The organism is Rothia sp. QJM3NY_36, from assembly GCF_056173115.1.
The window spans coordinates 1562005-1579063 of sequence record NZ_CM149658.1; the positions used below are offsets into that span (position 1 = coordinate 1562005).

The 17059-nt window shown below is 71.4% G+C and carries 14 protein-coding genes; 5 read left to right on the forward strand and 9 right to left on the reverse strand.

The features are described 5' to 3' along the window. Nucleotides 1-195 precede the first annotated feature (195 nt). Genes AC0VXQ_RS06955 through glf form a run of 4 tightly spaced genes read right to left on the reverse strand, consistent with a single transcriptional unit; the run spans nucleotide 196 to nucleotide 5092 of the window. A complete protein-coding gene (locus AC0VXQ_RS06955; protein WP_375542932.1) occupies nucleotides 196-975 on the reverse strand; it encodes an ABC transporter ATP-binding protein in 780 nt (259 codons plus the stop codon). Between the two features lie 15 nt (nucleotides 976-990). Next, nucleotides 991-1866, reverse strand: a complete 876-nt coding sequence (locus AC0VXQ_RS06960) for an ABC transporter permease (protein WP_061225029.1) — start codon at nucleotides 1864-1866, stop codon at nucleotides 991-993. Continuing rightward, nucleotides 1863-3908, reverse strand: coding sequence for a glycosyltransferase (locus tag AC0VXQ_RS06965; protein WP_061225030.1), 2046 nt, complete (start codon nucleotides 3906-3908; stop codon nucleotides 1863-1865). The genes AC0VXQ_RS06960 and AC0VXQ_RS06965 overlap by 4 nt, the downstream gene beginning before the upstream one ends. Continuing rightward, entirely contained in the window at nucleotides 3905-5092 is a 1188-nt protein-coding gene (gene glf / locus AC0VXQ_RS06970; protein WP_058731270.1) for a UDP-galactopyranose mutase, read from the reverse strand. The genes AC0VXQ_RS06965 and glf overlap by 4 nt, the downstream gene beginning before the upstream one ends. Before the next feature lie 328 nt (nucleotides 5093-5420). On the opposite strand from glf, the gene AC0VXQ_RS06975 reads away from it, so the two are divergent. Next, nucleotides 5421-9371, forward strand: a complete 3951-nt coding sequence (locus AC0VXQ_RS06975) for an FtsK/SpoIIIE domain-containing protein (RefSeq protein WP_061225031.1) — start codon at nucleotides 5421-5423, stop codon at nucleotides 9369-9371. Here the strand turns inward: AC0VXQ_RS06975 and AC0VXQ_RS06980 are convergent. Continuing rightward, entirely contained in the window at nucleotides 9309-9761 is a 453-nt protein-coding gene (locus AC0VXQ_RS06980) for a hypothetical protein (protein WP_058731268.1), read from the reverse strand. The two genes, AC0VXQ_RS06975 and AC0VXQ_RS06980, sit on opposite strands and share 63 nt — an antisense overlap. Before the next feature lie 280 nt (nucleotides 9762-10041). Here AC0VXQ_RS06980 and AC0VXQ_RS06985 point away from each other — a divergent pair, with 280 nt between their 5' ends. Next, on the forward strand, nucleotides 10042-10290 hold the full coding sequence (locus AC0VXQ_RS06985; RefSeq protein WP_058731267.1) for a WhiB family transcriptional regulator: 249 nt from the start codon (nucleotides 10042-10044) through the stop codon (nucleotides 10288-10290). A 95-nt stretch (nucleotides 10291-10385) separates the two neighbouring features. Here the strand turns inward: AC0VXQ_RS06985 and AC0VXQ_RS06990 are convergent, their stop codons facing one another. From AC0VXQ_RS06990 to AC0VXQ_RS07000, 3 genes are all read right to left on the reverse strand, one after another. Continuing rightward, the gene (locus tag AC0VXQ_RS06990) at nucleotides 10386-11960 is read right to left on the reverse strand and encodes a sensor histidine kinase (protein ID WP_058731266.1); all 1575 of its coding nucleotides are present in this window, start codon (nucleotides 11958-11960) and stop codon (nucleotides 10386-10388) included. Nucleotides 11961-12029: 69 nt separating this feature from the next. After that, the gene (locus AC0VXQ_RS06995) at nucleotides 12030-13424 is read right to left on the reverse strand and encodes a CpaE/TadZ family protein (RefSeq protein ID WP_061225032.1); all 1395 of its coding nucleotides are present in this window, start codon (nucleotides 13422-13424) and stop codon (nucleotides 12030-12032) included. Continuing rightward, nucleotides 13421-14074 (reverse strand): SAF domain-containing protein, encoded by a 654-nt coding sequence (locus AC0VXQ_RS07000; RefSeq protein WP_058731264.1) that lies wholly within the window; start codon nucleotides 14072-14074, stop codon nucleotides 13421-13423. The genes AC0VXQ_RS06995 and AC0VXQ_RS07000 overlap by 4 nt, the downstream gene beginning before the upstream one ends. A gap of 279 nt (nucleotides 14075-14353) precedes the next feature. On the opposite strand from AC0VXQ_RS07000, the gene AC0VXQ_RS07005 reads away from it, so the two are divergent. Further along, nucleotides 14354-14575, forward strand: a complete 222-nt coding sequence (locus AC0VXQ_RS07005) for a helix-turn-helix domain-containing protein (RefSeq protein ID WP_058731263.1) — start codon at nucleotides 14354-14356, stop codon at nucleotides 14573-14575. A gap of 43 nt (nucleotides 14576-14618) precedes the next feature. Here AC0VXQ_RS07005 and AC0VXQ_RS07010 read toward each other — a convergent pair whose 3' ends face one another. Next, entirely contained in the window at nucleotides 14619-15188 is a 570-nt protein-coding gene (locus tag AC0VXQ_RS07010) for a hypothetical protein (RefSeq protein ID WP_064725199.1), read from the reverse strand. A 140-nt stretch (nucleotides 15189-15328) separates the two neighbouring features. Between AC0VXQ_RS07010 and AC0VXQ_RS07015 the strand changes: the two genes are divergently transcribed. Continuing rightward, a complete protein-coding gene (locus AC0VXQ_RS07015) occupies nucleotides 15329-16375 on the forward strand; it encodes a hypothetical protein (protein ID WP_064725198.1) in 1047 nt (348 codons plus the stop codon). 122 nt (nucleotides 16376-16497) lie between these two features. After that, nucleotides 16498-17052, forward strand: a complete 555-nt coding sequence (locus AC0VXQ_RS07020; RefSeq protein WP_058743630.1) for an Rv3235 family protein — start codon at nucleotides 16498-16500, stop codon at nucleotides 17050-17052. The last annotated feature ends 7 nt before the right edge of the window (nucleotides 17053-17059 follow it).

Here is a 17059-nt window from a genome sequence, read left to right on the forward strand (position 1 = left end):
CCTCCCCCTTGTGTCGCCTGGATCACTTGTAGAGAGAAGATACAGGAGATCCGCCGACATTCAAGGGGCCGGTCTCATACCTGTGGACAGTGATCCGGGCTCGACCTCCCCCGTGAGACGGCATCGGGCCCGGCCCCTCCAGCGGGAAGGGGCCGGGCCCGAGAGGCCGTGGCGGCAGCGAAAGGCGCGGGAGGATCAGCCGCGCAGGTGCTTCACCGCCTCCTCGATGGCGCCGTCCTTGACCACGTGGCCTTTCTCCAGGACCACGCCGCGCTCGCACAGCCGGGAGACCATGTCCAGGTCGTGGGAGACCACCACCAGCGTCTTCCCCCGCTCGGAGAGCTCCTTGATCTTGCGGATGCACTTCTTCTGGAAGGGCTCATCGCCCACCGCGAGGATCTCATCCACCAGGAAGATCTCCGGATCCGTGTGCACCGCGACCGCGAAGGCCAGGCGCAGGTACATGCCGGAGGAGTAGAACTTCACCTCGGTGTCGATGAAGTCCGCGATCTCGGAGAACTCCACGATCGAGTCGAAGTTCGCGTCGATCTCCTCCTTGGTCATCCCGAGGATCGCCCCGTTCAGGTACACGTTGTCCCGCCCGGTCAGGTCCGGATGGAATCCGGCGCCTACCTCGATCAGCCCCGCGATGCGCCCGCGGGTGCGGATGTCCCCCTCATCGGGATGCATGACCCCGGAGATCAGCTTCAGCAGGGTGGATTTCCCGGAGCCGTTCAGGCCCAGCAGCGCGACCCGCTCCCCCTGGTGGATCTCCAGGGAGACCCCGTCCAGGGCGCGGAACTTCTCCGAGAGGTCCCCCTTGCGGCCCTTGATCAGCCACACGAAGGCCTCCTTCATCGACCGGGTGTGGCGCAGCACGAACTTCTTGACCACGTGCTCGATGCGGATGACCACCGGCTCGGTGGAGGGGGAATAGGGCTCCCGGGGCGCGGACAGCTCCGGGTCGTCGTCGATCCAAGACACAGCGAATCAGAGCTCCTGGGCGAAGTTGCCCTCGAAGGCCCGGAAGAGCAGGTCCCCCAGGAACACGAAGGCGAAGGCGATCACGAAGGCCACCGGCGTCCAGACGCTGAGCAGGTGCGGATACACGTACCACGACGCCGGATCCGGCCCGTGCAGGGTCGCGCTCCAGAAGGCGTAGTGGAACAGCTCCACCGAGATCGTGATCGGGTTGACCATGTACAGGTGCAGCAGCCAGGCGCTGGCCTTCTCCTGGACCATCGTCCAGGAGTACATGATCGGGGACAGCCAGGTCAGCATCATCACCAGCAGATCCACGATGTTCTCCGAATCCCGGAAGAACACGTTGGCCACCCCGAAGATCAGCCCCAGCCCGTAGGAGAACACGGAGATCAGCACGATGCCGGCCAGCGCCGCGCCGATCTGCTTGGGGCCCGGGTGCCAGCCCACCGCGAAGCAGGCGATGAGCAGGACCAGCAGCTGCGGGACGAAGTGGATCAGCCCCACCCAGATGGTGGAGACCGAGAACAGCTCCCGCGGCAGGTAGATCTTCTTGATCAGCGCCCCGTTGCCCACGAAGCAGCGCGCCCCGTTGCCGAAGGCCTCACCGAAGAAGTTGATGAGGATGATCCCGGAGAACAGGTAGACGGCGTAGTTCTCCAGTCCCTTGTTCAGGCCCAGGAACACCCCCAGCGCCAGGTAGAACACCAGGAACTGGACCCCGGGCTTGATGTAGGACCACACGATCCCCAGCACCGAGCCGCGATAGCGGACCTGGATCTCCTTGTCCACCAGGAGCTTGAGCAGGAATCTGTTCTTGAACACGTCCATCAGCCCCCGGCCGCGGCCGGGGGTCTGGAACTCGCGCGCGCTGATCTCGGTCATCGGGTGATCTCGGAGTCCGTATGCTCGTCGAAGGTCTTCTTCCACGCCTCGAAGGAAGTGATCCGGGGCGCGGCCTCGCGGTACTGCTCGCGCAGCCGGGGCCACTGGCACAGGATCTGGGCGTGCAGGCGGGTGGCCTCGGTCAGCTTGGTGCGCAGCTGCTCCGGCCGACGCCGATACCAGGACACGGCGGTGCCCTCCGCGTTGGAGACCAGCGCGGAGTCGTACTGGGACATCCGCCACCAGCGGTTGTCCTGGTGGGCCACGTGCGCCTGCGGGTGCTCCCGGGTCTCCGGGTCCACCGGCTTGATCAGCTGCTTGGCCACGGTCTTGAGTGCCCACGGCACCAGCGTCTTGTAGGACGGCGCGGAGAAGCCGCGGCCGTTGCGCGGGGGCTTGGCCATGCGCGGCTCGGGGAAGGAATCGATGTCCTCGCTGAACTGCGCGTCCGAATACTCCTTCATCACCGCGCGGATCTGCGGCAGCCGCTGCGGCTGGATCTCGTGCAGCCGATCCGGTCCGGCCAGCACGTCGCGCAGGGCCATGATGCGGCCCTCCTCCGTGAAGTACTGCATGGAGATCAGGTGCTTGACGTCCTGATAGGAAGACTCGCGCAGCAGGCGTCCGCCCCGCTCGTAGGGCGAGTGCAGCAGCGCCGCGATGATGCGGTTGCGGATGTGGAAGTACGCCTGCCAGCCGACGAGGTCGTCCTTGTCGATCCAGGACACGTGCCACACCGCGGCACCCGGCAGGGAGACCGTGTGGTAGCCGGCCTCCTTGGCGCGCACGCCGTATTCGGCGTCGTCCCACTTGATGAACACCGGCAGGGACAACCCGATCTCCCGGATCACCTGGGTGGGGATCAGGTCCATCCACCAGCCGTTGTAGTCCACGTCCACCCGCCGGTGCAGCCACGGCGTCGAGCGCAGGTTCGCGTGCAGGAAGTCATGGCCCAGGACCTGCTCGGCCACCGGCTGATCCGGCTGGAACCGGTACTTGTTCACGATCTCGCCGAAGGTGTGCAGCACCGTGCGGTTGTACAGGTCGAACATGTGCCCACCCACGATGGTGGGCTTGCGGCACAGGTCGGCGAAGGTCAGCATCCGGATGATCGACTCGGGCTCCACCACGACGTCGTCATCCAGCAGCAGCGCGTAGTCCGAGCCGTTCTCCACGGCTTCGTACATGCCGCGGGCGAACCCGCCGGAGCCGCCCAGGTTGGCCTGGTTGATGATGCGCAGCTTCCCCTGCAGGGCGGCCGCGACCTCTTCGAACTCCGCCTGGTCCTGCACCTTGCGGGTGCCCTGATCCACGATGAGGATCTCCTGCAGGTGCTCCAGGATCTGGGGGTTGCTCCCCAGCGAGCGCAGGTTGTTCAGGCAGTAGTCGGGTTTGTTCAGGGTCGTGATCTCCAGGGTGATCCGCCCCGGTGCGCGCCCGATGCTCTGCGCCGTCTGCCATTCCGCCCCGCGCAGGGTCAGCGGCTGCGCCCCGGCCGCGAGGTCGAACCAGTACCAGCCGCCGTCGCCGAAGGGCTTCAGCGGCAGGTCGAAGGTGGACGACGCCGTGCCGGAGACCCGCCGTGAGGCGACCCGCTGCAGCGAGCCGCGGGCGTTGGACTTGTACACGATGATGGTGCCCTGGCCCTCCGTCTCCACGGCCAGGCGCACGTCGGTGACCGTGGTCCACCGCTTCCAGTAGGAGGCGGGGAAGGCGTTGAAGTACGTGGCGAAGGACAGCCGGGTACCCGGTCGCACCAGGGTGGAGCGGCGGTCGATGAAGTCCTCGGCGTGGGCATCCGAGCCCGACCCGGCGGCGGGTGCCGACCCGGAGGACGCCGGAGCCTGCTTGCCGGCGGACTCCGTGCTGCCGAGAGAACCGTTCATCGTGGACAGCTGCACGCCGGCGGTCTGCCCGGAATCCACATACAGGGCGACGGTGTCCATCTGCTCCGGAGCGGGGAAGATGACCCGCTGCAGAGTCGTCATCGGCTGTGCTGCGCGGCGCTTGTGAGCCGCGCCGGACGTGGTTGACTCGCTCATGCCTCGATCCCTCCGCTGACCAGCTTCTGCCCGCCCGAGAAGTGCGGGCGGATCTTGTTGTCGAACATGGACAGGGCCGAGCCGATGGCCATGTGCATGTCCAGGTACTTGTAGGTGCCCAGCCGCCCACCGAACAGCACGTCGGACTCGCCGGCGGCCAGATCCCGGTACTTCAGGAGCTTCTGCCGGTCCACCGAGGTGTTGATCGGGTAGTACGGCTCATCGCCCTTCTCGGCGAAGCGGGAGAACTCCCGCATGATCACCGTGGCGTCCTTGGTGTAATCCCGCTCCGGGTGGAAGTGGCGGAACTCGTGGATGCGGGTGAAGGGCACGTCCGGGTCCGGGTAGTTCATGACGGCGCAGCCCTGGAAGTCCTGCATCTCCAGGACCTCCTCCTCCAGGTCGATGGTCCGCCAGGACAGGTCGCCTTCGGCGTAGTCGAAGTACCGGTCCACCGGGCCGGTGTAGACCACGGGCACCTGGCCGAGCACCTTGGTCCGGGAGAACTCGTGGTCCTCATCGAAGAAGTCGGTGTCCAGGCGCACCTCGATGTTCGGGTGGCTGGCCATGCGCTCCAGCCACGCGGTGTACCCGTCCACGGGCAGGCCCTCGTGGGTGTCGTTGAAGTAGCGGTTGTCGTAGGTGTAGCGCACCGGCAGCCGCGAGATGATCGAGGCCGGCAGATCCTTGGGGTCGGTCTGCCACTGCTTGCCGGTGTAGTGCTTGATGAAGGCCTCGTACAGGGGGCGCCCGATCAGCTGGATGCCCTTGTCGTTGAGGTTCTGCGGGTCCGTGCCCGCCAGCTCCCCGGCCTGCTCCTGGATCAGGGCGCGTGCCTCGGCGGGCCCGTAGGCCGCGCGGAAGAACTGGTTGATGGTGCCCAGGTTGATGGGCATCGGGAAGACCTCATCGTTGTGGCGGGTGTAGACCCGGTGCACGTAGTCGGTGAACTTGGTGAAGCGGTTGACGTACTCCCAGACCCGCTCGTTGGAGGTGTGGAACAGGTGCGCGCCGTAGCGGTGCACCTCGATGCCGGTGCGCTCCTCCTTCTCGCTGTAGGCGTTGCCCCCGATGTGGGAGCGGCGGTCGAGGATGACCACCTTCAGCCCCAGTTCGGAGGCGGCCTGCTCGGCGATGGTCAGGCCGAACAGGCCGGACCCCACGACCACTAGATCTGCGTTCACGCGAAACTCCTGTCGCTCTGGCTGCTCCGGGCACGTCCCCCGCCCGCGAAGAGGTGGGAACCCGCCGGAGGCCGGTGTCTTCCGTCCCTGTCCCGTCCGACCGCGCACCGGGGCGCGGAGCAGGACAGCACTCCTACACGACTCTAATGGACCGGGCCGCGTGGGTCTTCCCGGGCGCCTGCGCCCCGCAGTTATCTCCCATCCCGGATGCCGGGCGTCATCGCAGCCGGTGGAGGAGGACACCTGTCAGCACGGGTCATCCACACCGGGCCCGGGCGCCCACCGACAGCCTGCCTCTCGGGGCCGCGCGGTGTGCTCCCCTGGTCCCATGCAGCTGCATCTGACGACCTTCGATCCCGTCTCCGCCCGCTCGGTGCGCCTGCGGGTGCAGGCCCCGCCCGCCTGCTCGGGCGCCGCGCTGGCCGAGGCCCTCGACGCCCATTTCGGCACGACCGGGGACTGGTCGGCCGACGGACGGATGCTGCGGCACCTGCAGGTGGGGACGGAGCCGCTGGTGGACGGGGCCGTGGTGACCCGCGGCCCGGCCGAGACCCTCCCGGGGGACGGACTGCTGGCGGTGGTCACGGAGGGCCCGGCCACGGGGGCCCACGCGACGCTGAGACGCGGCGTCCTGGAGATCGGCAAGGACGCCGCCCGGCTGTGCCTCGAGGACCCCTCGCTGCGTCCCGTGGAGGGCAGGCTGCGGGTGGATCCGGACGGTGTGGCCTGGGAGGACGCCGACGGCCGACGCCGCGTCCTGACCCCGAAGGACTCCTGCCCGATCGGCCGCTCCCGCCTCACGCTGACGGATCCCCGCGCGCCCGCTCCCCAGCGCACCCGCCGGGGCCCGATGCCGGTGCGCCCGGTCGAGCTACACCCGCCCGGCTCCGGATGGCGCACCCTCGCCGTGACGATGGCCCTCCCCCTGCTGATCGGGGGTCTCATGGCGTGGCTGCTGGACCTGTGGATAATCCTGATCTTCTGCGTGATGAGCTCCGCCATGGCCGCGGCGCACTGGCTGAGCCGGGGCAGCTCGACGGCGAAGAACCGACGTCTGTTGGAGCGGGCGTGCGCACGGGACCTCGGCGACTGCGCCGCGGCCGCCCCGCCGTGGGGCGCCCGCCTGTTGCCGGGCGTCCCGGCACAGCCGCCCGAGGAGGGTCCTCCCTGGGTGCGCTGGGGTCGCGGGCGCCGCGCCGCGCACCTGCGCCCCGAGGGACAGCGCCACCAGCAGGTGCCCCTGATGGAGGCCGTGCCCATCCTCTCCCGCCTGGACCGACCTCACGTGCTGCTGGGCCCGCCGGCGGTGCAGGACGCCCTGATCGCGCAGATCCTGCTGGCCGGCTGGGAGATCCAGATCCGCACGCGCCACCCGATGCCCTCCTCCCACCCGCTGCTGCGGTGGAGCGCGCACCCCGGCGTCGCGGTGGTCCACGCCGAGGCCCCCGAGCCGTCGAGCCCCCGGACGGTCCTGGTCCTCCTGGAGGCGGCCCCGGCCCCGAGCACGGCGCTGCCGCGCGTGCGCATCGCCGACCCGGCCCGCGGGGTCAGGCTGCCTCCGGAGCCCGAGGCCATCACCGTGCGCCAGGAGGAGGCCGGGCTGCGACTGAGCGGACCCGAGGCCGCGGCGGAGAGCCTGCCCGGGCTGCTCGGGGAGCACCCCGTCCTGTGTACCCGCCCCGATGGCCTGGCCCGCAGCGCCCGAGCCGAGCTGATCCGGCGAGCCCGCGGGCGAGGACTGGCGGGATCCGAAGGCTCGGCGCTGCTGTCCGCGCGGGAGGACCTGTGCCTGGAGGCCACCGCCGACCGGTGGCAGAGGAACCTGGACAGCTGGGCACTGGTGGCCGAGCTGGGCCGACGCACCGATGCGGCGCCCGGGGATGATCCTGCCCTGCGGGTGGATCTGAACGAGCACGGCCCGCACTGCGTGATCGCCGGCACCACCGGCTCCGGGAAATCCGAGTTCTTCCGGGCCCTGCTGGCCGGTCTCGCCCTGCGCTACAGCCCCGAGCGGCTGAGCATGGTCCTCATCGACTTCAAGGGCGGGGCCAGCTTCGGGGAGCTGGCCCGCCTGCCCCACGTGCACGGCCTGCTGACCGATCTGGAGGAGGCCACCGTGACCCGGGACCTGACCTACCTGCGCGCGGAGCTGCGCCGCCGCGAGCAGCTGTTCCGGGAACTCGGGGTCGGGTCCTGGATGGAGTTCGTGCGCGGTCCCGCGCACCGGGATCTGAGCGAGCCGCTGCCGGAGCTGCTGATCTGCGTGGACGAGTTCCGCATGCTCGTGGAATCCCTGCCGGAGGCGATGCAGCAGCTGCTGCGCATCGCGACCGTGGGTCGCTCCCTGGGGGTGCATCTGGTCATGTCCACCCAGCGCCCGCAGGGGGCGATCTCCGCGGACATCCGGGCCAACGTCGGCATCGACGTGTGCCTGCGCGTGGCCTCGGAGGCGGATTCGATGAACGTCATCGGCTCCGGGGAGGCCGCGCGCATCCCGAGCACCCGGCCGGGTGCCGGATTCCTGCGCGCCGACGGCGCGCTCTCCGCCTTCACCAGCCTGTTCGTCGATGCCTTCCCGCGGCGCCGTCTGGACACCGGCCTGCGGATCCTGCCCGAGCAGATCCTCGAGCCGGCGCAGCCGGAGTCCCCGGGCCGCGGAGAGCCGGGGACGGGTCTGCGCGAGGACATCCGGCGGCTGCGCCGGCTGCATCCCGGCACACCCCCGGTGGTGCCTCCCGCGCTGGGCGAGATCCAGCTACCCCCGGATCCCGACGGCGGGCTGGCCCTGGGCCCGGCCGAGGTGCCCTCCCTCGGGTGGCAGGGCCATCTGTCCTGGCGGCCCGAGCGCCACGGACCGATCGACGTGCGCGCCGGCCTGCCGGAGCAGCGTCGGTGGATCCAGCACCTCGTGGATGAGGCGCGGGCCAGCGGCCTCCCGGTCTACGCGCTGGTCGCGGATCGCTCGGCGCTCGAGGATCTCGTGCGGGCTCAAGCGCAGGGCCTGGATCTGCGCGGGCTGGCCGGTGCCCCGCATCGGGAGTTCAGCGCCGAGCTGATCACCGGGCTGCTGGCCGTGCTGCGTCGGAACCAGCAGGAGGCCGGGCCCCTGCCCCCGGCCCTGCTGATCGTGCAGGGCACGGAGAAGATCGTCGAGGACCTGGCCCGCTCGGGGGCGGCCCCGGAGGCGGCGGTGGAGGAGCTGCTGGCCCTGGCGGGTCGGTCCTGGCACCTCTGCCTGCTCGGCGCCAAGGCTCCTCCGCGCACCCTGCAGGGGCTGTGCCCCAATCGGGTACACCTGGGCGACGGTCCCCGCGCCGAGTTCCTGCTGTCCCATCCCCGTCAGGCCAGAGACCTGGTCGGCGGACTGGCGATCGTGGAGGGCCCGCTGGCCCCGGGCAGCGAACCCGCCGGACTGCTGCCCCCGGGAGTCGGCCCCGATCGATCGACGTCGGACCTTCCGCGACCGGGCTCGGCTCTGCCCTCCCCAGGAGCCGCACGGCGCCGGCGCCCGGTCGACGGCCTGCCGCGATTCGTCGATCTGCCGTCACGGCTGCAGTGGCCGGTCGGCGAGGCCGCGGATGGGCATCAGCGCCAGATCCGGCCCTCGCGCCACGTGCTGACCCGGCGCGACCGCTGGTTCGCGGTGCTGGGCGTGCAGGCCCCCTCGGGGGCCGAGGCTGGACTCGAGATGCGCCCGGGCGACGTCGTGGGGATCTCCTCGCGCTCCGCGGCCGAGTCCGAGGCGGCGCTGGCCGCCCTGCTCTCCTTCAACCCCCACCTGGGCTTCCGTGTGCACCGGCCCCCGGGCCCGGGTGATCCGACGGCAGCGCCCCGCGGCCCACGCTCCCGCCCATCGGCCTCCCCCGACCCGCACAGGCCGGAGATCGCCGTCGTGTGCGATGCCCACCTGTGGCCGAGCTCGCTGTGGCCGGCGCTGGAGGAGACGGTGGACGCGGCCGACGCCGCGGTGCTGCTGTTCGATCCGGGGCGCTTCTCGGCCTCGCGCACCCCGTGGGCTGCCCGGCTGCGGGCGGCGCCCTGCGGCGTCGTGCTCGGCCCGCGCAGCGGCTTGGAGGCGGACTTCCGCGCCGAGGTCTGTCCGCCGCACCCTGGCACACCCCCGGCGCTGACGGGGCTGCTGCTGCGACCCGACGGGGTCGTGCGCCTGCGCCTGGCCCAGCCGGTGCCCGCGGAGCGGGAGCCCGCGGGGGCAGGATCAGTCGCGCTCGGCCTCGGCGTCGCCGCCGATGCCGGCCAGCAGGTGGCGCTGGACCGGTGAGGAGAACAGCAGCATGAGGATCACCGCCCCCAGCACCCCGAGGAGCACCGCCAGGAGGCGGGAGGACGGGAAGATCAGCTGGATGGACACGAGGATCAGGAAGACCTGGGTGAGCAGGATCAGCGCGCGGGACCACAGCCTGCCGGCCCGCAGGCCGCGCGCGGCCGCCATCAGCCACACCCCGTAGCCCAGGTAGAGCAGCCCCATCAGCACGATGGCCCCGGCGGGCATCACGTGCGGGGAGAGGAAGGCCTGCACCGCCTGGATCAGGCCGACGACGATCAGCGCCGCCGCCTCCAGGGCCACCAGCGCGCACAGCAGCAGCACGGTCCGCGGCGGTCGGACTCGGGGGGCGTCGGCGGCTGAGGGGGTCGGGGGCGAGGTGTTCATGGATCCAGCCTAATCAGCCCGCCCCGACCGCCGACGACCCCCCGCTCCGACGAGCCTCGGCGCCGCTTTGCTTGTGCTGTCAAGGAAAAACCGATGTGAGATAAAACATCCGAGCGCATCGCCCGACCCTGGGCACACCCCTTGTTCACGCACTGTTTACGTGCGAACCTGTAACGAGTCACCGCACGAGGCCCCCGACCTGGCTTGGGGGCACTTCTGTCTGCCCTCCCGCCGCGCATCGCCTCCGTCGGGACGGCGTCTTCACACAAGGAGCGTTCATATGGATTGGCGCAGTCGCGCAGCCTGCCTCGACAAGGATCCCGAGCTGTTCTTCCCGGTGGGCAACACCGGACCCGCCCTCCTGCAGATCGAAGAGGCCAAGACCGTCTGCCGCAGCTGCACCGTCATGGACACCTGCCTGCAGTGGGCTCTGGAGACCGGCCAGGACTCCGGGGTGTGGGGTGGGATGAGCGAAGACGAGCGCCGCGCCCTCAAGCGCCGCGCAGCCCGCGCCCGCCGCGCCTCCTGAGATCCGCCCACCTGCATCGGGCAGTCTGAGGGCCGCCGACGGTCACCGCAACCGTCGGCGGCCCTTCGCGTCCGTCCGGGCCCTGCCCGGGCGGCTCAGGTCCCAGCCTCCCCCGGCACCTGCGCCGTGATGGTCACCGTCGTGCCGCCCCCGGGACGCGGCTGCCAGCGGATCGACCCGCGCAGCTCGCTGGCCACCAGGGTGCGCACGATCTGCATCCCCAGCCCCTCCCCGCGCTGCGGCGGGCGGTAGGCCGAGACCCCGGATTCCTCGATGGGCGCCTCGCCCATTCCCACGCCGTCGTCGCTGACGGTCACCACCAGCTCGGCCTCCTCCCCGGGGAGCTCCCGACGTCGGCCGTTCAGGGTGACGGTGCCGGACTCCCCGTCCAGACCGTGCTCCACCGCATTGGCCACGATCTCGTTGATGATCAGCGCCAACGGCGTCGCCAGCTCGCTGGGCAGCTGGCCGAAGCGGCCCTCCTTGCGCGTCGTCACGCTCTGCCCCGGGGAGGCCACCTCCGCGGCCAGGCGGAACTGTCGGGCGATCAGTTCGTCGAAGTCCACATCCTGGCTCAGCCCCTGGGAGAGCACCTCGTGCACCATGGCGATCGTGGCGACCCGCCGCATGGCCTGCTCGAGGCCCTCCCGGGCTTCCGTGGAGGTCATCCGCCGCGCCTGCAGGCGCAGCAGCGCGGAGACCGTCTGCAGATTGTTCTTGACCCGGTGGTGGATCTCGCGGATCGTCGCGTCCTTGGTCATCAGCTCCAGCTCGCGACGCCGGATCTCCGTGACGTCCCGGCACAGCAGCAGCGCTCCGAAGCGCTCCTCCCCGCGGCGGGTCTGCCTTTTCAGCGGGATCGAGCGGAAGGTGATGCTGACCTTGGCCGTGGCCAGCTCGCTGCGCCACGGCATCCGCCCGGTCAGCACCAGAGGCATGACCTCATCGGCTTTGTCGGTCTCCGGCAGCAGCCCCCGGGTCATCTCCGCCAGCGCGGCCCCGATCAGCGGGCCGGAGTATCCCAAGCGGCGGTACACGGACACGGCGTTGGGGCTGGCGAAGGTCACCCGCCCCTCGGCGTCCAGGCGGATGACGCCGTCGGAGACCCGCGGGTTGCCGTGCGTGGCGCCCACGGGCGCTGCGAATTCTGGCCAGGCTCCGCGCGAGACCATGCTCAGCAGCTCCCGCGCGGTCTCCCGGAACACCGAATCCAGCCGTCCGTACATGCGGGAGGCGAAATCTCCGCTGTGCAGGGTCAGCACGGCGATCGTGCGCCCGTGGCGCACCAGCGGATACACCACGACCTTCTGCAGGAACTCCCCGCCCCATTGGATCTCCTCCAGGGACTGCACGGTCTGGTCGAACCAGCACCGCAGCGCCGCCTCGCCGATCTGCGGGTCCATGGGTCGGCCCACCATGTCCCGGTCGAAGACGGTCTGGGCGCTGGAGGGCCGCACGTGGGCCAAGCCCTGGAATCCGCTCAACGGAGCCGGCCCGCCCTGGGCATGACCCGACAGGTCCACCGAGACGAAGTCCTCCGGGAACCACAGCACCAGGTCCCCGCGTGCCAGATCGGCCACCAGCTGCCAGTCCCCGACCAGCAGATGCAGCCACTCGGAGTCCCCGGGGCCGAATTCGCCGGTCTTCAGAAGCGGTTCTGCAAGCGTCATGGGAGCCTCGCTGACGGTGGTCTCGTGGCGATGGGGTGGGCCCTCCCATCGTAGGCACGGCCGGTGCGCTCAGCGCCGATGCCGCCGCGGCCTGCGTTGCCCGGCGCCGCGACGACCCCCGGAAGCCCTCGACTGCTCGGCGGCCTCGGATGGGGTCTGGCCACCGGTACCCTCCGGCAGCGGGCGGACCAGGGCCGCCAGATCGCGCAGGTCCGCCGTCAGCGGCGAGCGCGGGGCCTCCTCCGTGAGGGTCCTGCCGCGCATCAGGGCCCGGTCACAGGCCGGAGGGTCCCACCGCAGGAACGCAGCGATCGGCTCCCCCGGTCCGAAGCGCGCCCAGGCCCGGCCGATCTCCTCCGCGGCGCGCTCCTCCGCGGCACCGGCGGCCTCGGCGCGCAGCTTGTTGACCACGACGGTCGGGGACGGCATGCTCGGCTCGAGCTCACGCAGCCGCTGCAGGTCCTCGACGCCGCGCACCAGCCGGGGCAGGCCGATCGGATCCGCCTGCCCGACGGCCAGGATGCGATCCGCATCGGCCAAAGCAGTCAGCGTCGCGGTGCTGCGCTGCGGCGCCCCGGGGTCCAGGACCCAGGACTCCTCCTGCTCCAGGCTGTAGCCGACGTCGACGATCACCGCGTCGTACTCCTGCCGGGCCAGGCGCAGCACCTTCAGCAGGGGTGCCCGGCGCACCTCGATCCAGCGTTCGGGCCGGGTGATCCCGGTGAGCACCTCCAGCCGACGTCGGCCGATCCGCACGACGTCGACGCATTCGGTCAGGCTCCCCGCGTCCAGCACGTCGCGTTCGGCGGCCCGGCAGGCCCGGGAGAGTCCGGAGCTCTCCTCGAGCAGGCCGAGGAAGGCCGCGATGCCGGCGCCGAAGGTGTCCGCGTCCACGAGCAGGGTGCGGTGCCCGGCCGCGGCCAGCTCGGCCGCGATCCCGACGGCCGCCGTCGTCGTGCCCGGGGCCCCGAGCGGCCCCCACACCACGGTGCTCTCGCCCCGGGCAGGGCTCTCCCGCTCCGCCGCGGGCATCTCGGTCGAGGAGCTCGCCGCGGCCGGCTCGGACGGGAGCAGATCCTCGGAGCCGAGGTCCTCGGGCACCGCGGGCTCGGCCGTGGCCGAGGCGATCTCCGGCACCGGGGTCTCCAGGGCTTGGCGGATCACTTCGGCGGAGGCGGAGGCGGGGATCGTGACCAGCCCCCAGTCCCCTTCCCCGGCGTCGGCTCCCATGAGCACGACGGCGGCCCCGGCAGAGCGCAGGGTCTGGACCAGGGAGAGGGTCAGATCCGGGGTGGGGCCCACGATCAGCACGGCATCGGCCAGGCCGCCGGAGACCGTGGCCAGGACCTCCGAGAGCTCGAAGCAGCTGCGCACCACGGTCAGCCCGGAGCGGCTGTCCTCGATGCGCGCGAGCACCTCGCCCTCGTCGTCACCGAGCAGGACCACCGACCATCGGGCGCTCACGGCAGGCTCCGGTACGTGGGCACGAGGGTCACCCGGGCATCCGAGGCGGAGGCCCGGATCAGCGAGGGCAGGTCCTCCTCCTCGACCAGGACCTGCACGGTGACCTGGTCGGATCCGCCGATCGCGGTGTCATCTCGGGTGATGCGCGCGATCTCCGATCCGGTGACCGCCCGGGCGGGATCGGGGGTGTCCTGGCCGGCCTGCGCCTGATCGGTCACCCACACATCCACGCTCTGCCCGACCTCCAGACCGCCGGTCTGGTCCCGGGGCAGCGTCAGGGACATGGGTTTGCGGTGCAGGGCGTCGGCGGCACCGATGCTGCTGCGCGGGATGAGCTGGCCGGTGAAGATCGGCTGCGTGGCCACCGCCCCCTCGGCCAGCTGGGCATCCCGGGGCAGATAGCCCTCACCGGCGTCGGCGAGGCTGACGTCCACGGTGCGCAGATCCTCCGGTTTGACGGTCTCACCGACCCGGATGTCGTGCGCGGCGGCCAGATAGGCTTCGGTCCGATCCCCGGCCCGCACGATGCCGACGACCGCGATGACGGAGACGAGCACGAGCAGGATGCCCACGAGGAGGCGGGGATCCCGCCAGGTGGGTCGCTGCAGGCGCGGGGAGAGGGCGGCGGTGGGAGTCGGGTGATCGGGCACGGGATGGTCCTTCGCTCGGTCGGTGCCGGACAGGGGCGCCCGGACTCACCCGGGCGGCGCGGGGTGTGTCCCCTTGCCCGGCATCCTAGCGGGTATGTGAGACCGGACACCGTTTTCGTCCACAGGCTGGGTCGGTCCGCTCCTGGCGCCTCCGGTCCTTCCGGTCCGGCCCAGTCCAGCGCCCGGGCTGTGGATGGACGGCGACTAGACTGGGGAGCCGTGCGATGATGGGGCCCAACCCGGGCCCGACCGGAGACCGGTGAGAAAGGACTGCCAGCCGTGAGCGCTCCTCGCTTCCTGACGCTGACCGACGTCGCGGAGACCCTGAACATCTCGATGTCCCAGGCCCGCGCGATGGTGCGCTCCGGAGAGCTGCCCGCGATCCAGGTGGGCGGGCGCGGTCAGTGGCGGGTGGAGAAGTCCGTGCTGGAGGATTACATCGAGCAGGCCTACCGTCGCACCGCGGCGAGCATCCGCGAACACCAGGACACGCAGGGCTGACGCGGCAGACGACGCCGCCGGCTCGGCATCTCCTCTGCCGGGCTCAGCGCCCATCGGCCTCGGTGCCGCGAGCGGGCACCGCGAGCGCAGCGATCGCGCGGAAGGGATAGACCCGCCGACCCCGATCTGACCGGGTCGCGCCAGCGTGCTCGGCGCTGAGCCTGAGGATCAGGTGATCGGCGCCGACCCGCTCGATCACGCCCTCGCATTCGACCTCCTCGGCCCCGCGCAGGCTCAGCAGCCGCACCGGCTCCCGGTGCGCGGCCAGCGCCCGCAACGCCGTCGTGAAGCGCAGCGTGCCACCCGAGGCGCCGCGCCGGGGCGGTGAGGCGGGCTCCCACCAGGTGATCGCGCGGATCGGGACCAGATGCTCCTCCCCGCGCTGCAGGACCAGCACCCAGTCCGCCCCGACGCTCTCCAGCGCCCCCGCGACCGTGCGGCCGGAGGCAGTCATGAGCCGCAGCGCCGCACCCTGATGGGCGCCCAGCAGCTCCGTCATGGTGGTGCGCGCGGCGATGAGCCGGGATTCCTCCGCCGCATCCTCCTCGATGCCGCGCTGGCGCTGCGCGGCCCATCGGCTCTCGAAGTCCTCGAACAGGCGCTGCCATCTCATGCACCGATCCTAGGGCCCTCCGCCCCGTCCGGGCCGCCTCGAGACCCGACGACGGAATCGGGACAGCCGACCCCTTGACAGCCTCTCGACCCCGGGAGAGACTTCCAAACATCACCAAACGTCATCAAATGGAAGCATCGGTGATCATCATGGAACGACTTCAGGGTTCTGGGCCCCGTGGGTTCTGGCGCGTCGGGACGCTGCTGTGCCTGTTCGGGGCCATAGCAGTCGCGTCCTCGGCCGGGCTGGTGAGCCTGCTGGGAAGCCTCTCCTGGGCCGAGCTGACCTCCCCCGCCGCGGATCCGGAGCGCCTTCTGGTGCGATTCCTGCTCCTGGCGGCGCTGGGCCTGGTGCTGTGGTGGTCCTGCGGCGCTGCGGTCCTGGCGGTGCGCAGCCTGCTCGCCCGGGATCCGGGAAGCCCGCGGCTGCGCCCGGCCCACCACCGCCTCCCGCGCCCCGTCGCCCTGCCGGGGCCGGTGTACCGGGTCGTGCTGCTAGCCCTGGGGATCAACGCCGCGCTGCTGCCGGCGGCCCACGCCCAGCAGAACGAGGCGAGCCCCTCACCGACCCCGCAGCCCTCCGGGGCCGCGGAGACCTCCGCGTCGGCGGATCCGGTCGAGACCCCCGACGGCGAGACCTCCGCTCCGAGCACCTCCGCCGATGCCGCCGCGCAGACCGCCGCGGATGCGCCCGCCTCGACCCCGTCCGAGGGCCCGGAGACGCAGCTGAGCCCGCTGTTCCCGGCCACCGCCGCGATCCTGCCGGCGGCTCAGGCCGAACGGCTCGCGGCCCCGAGCACGGCCTCCCCCGTCGCCGTACGCGAGGCCGCCGAGCTCACGCCCCTATTCGGCGCCGCCCGCGCCGATACACAGTCCAGCAGCACCGACGTCGAATCCCCTGCGGACCAGGCGCCCCCGAGCTCACCGGACCGGACGGCGGCCGAAGCCGCCGACGAGGCTCTTACAGTCTCCGACTCCTCGGTCTCCGGTGACGCGTCCACGTGGGTGGTGCTGCGCGGACACACGCTCTGGCAGATCGCCGCGACCTGCACCGGAGACCAGGACGATGCCCGCACGGCCCGCGCCGTGCAGCGGATCTACGCCGCCAACGAGCACATCCTCCGGGACGGACCCGACTTCCTGCTGCCCGGCCTGGTCCTCACGATTCCACCGGAGGTCGCCGGCTGAACCGCCGAACGCCCCCGCCTCCCCGCTCCCGACCGAATGCTCAGCGGAGCCGACCGCCGCCGTGACGGATCCGGTCGGGCTCCCCACCCCGACGACGACCACCCATCGAAAGGACTCCCGCCATGTCCGCCACCCAGCTGCCCGCCCCGACCATCAGCCCGCGCACCACCGCCCCGATGCCGGGGGTGCCGCGCACCGGCACGGTCCTGTCCATCCGCTCCGTGCCCGGGACTCCCGGGGCACATCCTGCCGGGCCGCCCCCGTACTACCAGTGGCGGCGTCGGACCGTGGATCCCGAGGAGGAGCTGCGTCGCGTGCACGCGATCGCCGGCGCGGTCGGGGCCGCCATCGCGGAGGTCGTCGCCGGGCGGCGCCAGCTGCACCAGCTCTCCCGCTGGGTGCATCCCATGATCATGCATCGGATCAGGGAACGGCGCGACCTGGAGGCTGGGACCCCGGTGGCCCCCAGCCCCACGATCGTGGCGCTGGAGCAGGCCCCGCGCGGGTCCCGCTTCGCCTCCCCCGCCCGTCCCCAGCGGGTCCGGGCGGTGTGCGCGGCCCCCGACGAGTACGAGGCCGCCGTGGTCGTTCGGGTGGAGGATCGCTGCCGGGCCCTGGCCCTGCGCATCCACCGAGTCCGCGGTCAGTGGCAGATCGTGGCCGCGGAGATCGGCTGAGGCGCGG